This window comes from Geobacillus zalihae NBRC 101842 (genome assembly GCF_001544135.1).
In the GTDB taxonomy this organism is placed as follows: Bacteria; Bacillota; Bacilli; order Bacillales; family Anoxybacillaceae; genus Geobacillus; species Geobacillus zalihae.
This window is the reverse complement of sequence record NZ_BCPV01000148.1, coordinates 1-790: the sequence shown is the minus strand read 5'-3', so window position 1 is coordinate 790 and position 790 is coordinate 1. Positions and strand designations below refer to the sequence as shown.

At 57.6% G+C, this 790-nt stretch carries 1 rRNA gene; it reads right to left on the bottom strand.

Features of this window, described 5'->3' with window-relative positions:
- A 23S ribosomal RNA gene (locus GZ1_RS17770) occupies positions 1-790 on the bottom strand; the annotation flags it as partial.

The window sequence follows — 790 nt, the reverse complement described above, 5'->3', positions numbered from 1 at the left end:
TTAAGGGGTGCGGGTTAGAATTTCAATACCGCCAGGGTGGTATCCCACCGCCGCCTCCACCGAAGCTGGCGCTCCGGCTTCCCAGGCTCCCACCTATCCTGTACAAGCGATACCAAAATTCCATATCAGGCTGCAGTAAAGCTCCACGGGGTCTTTCCGTCCTGTCGCGGGTAACCTGCATCTTCACAGGTAGTATAATTTCACCGGGTCTCTCGTTGAGACAGCGCCCAAGTCGTTACACCTTTCGTGCGGGTCGGAACTTACCCGACAAGGAATTTCGCTACCTTAGGACCGTTATAGTTACGGCCGCCGTTTACTGGGGCTTCGGTTCGCACCTTCGCTTCCGCTAAGCGCTCCCCTTAACCTTCCAGCACCGGGCAGGTGTCAGCCCCTATACGTCGCCTTTCGGCTTCGCAGAGACCTGTGTTTTTGATAAACAGTCGCTTGGGCCTTTTCACTGCGGCTCTTCAGGGCTCTTCACCCCAAAGAGCACCCCTTCTCCCGAAGTTACGGGGTCATTTTGCCGAGTTCCTTAACGAGAGTTCTCCCGCGCGCCTTAGGATTCTCTCCTCGCCTACCTGTGTCGGTTTGCGGTACGGGCACCTCTTCCCTCGCTAGAGGCTTTTCTTGGCAGTGTGAAATCGGGGACTTCCGGATCACTCCGTCGCCGTCACCGCTTGGCCTTATGATCCGCGGATTTGCCTGCGGATCAGCCTCACGGCTTGGACAGGCTCTTCCAGCCGCCTGCTCGCCCTATCCTCCTGCGTCCCCCCATCGCTCAAACGGGAAG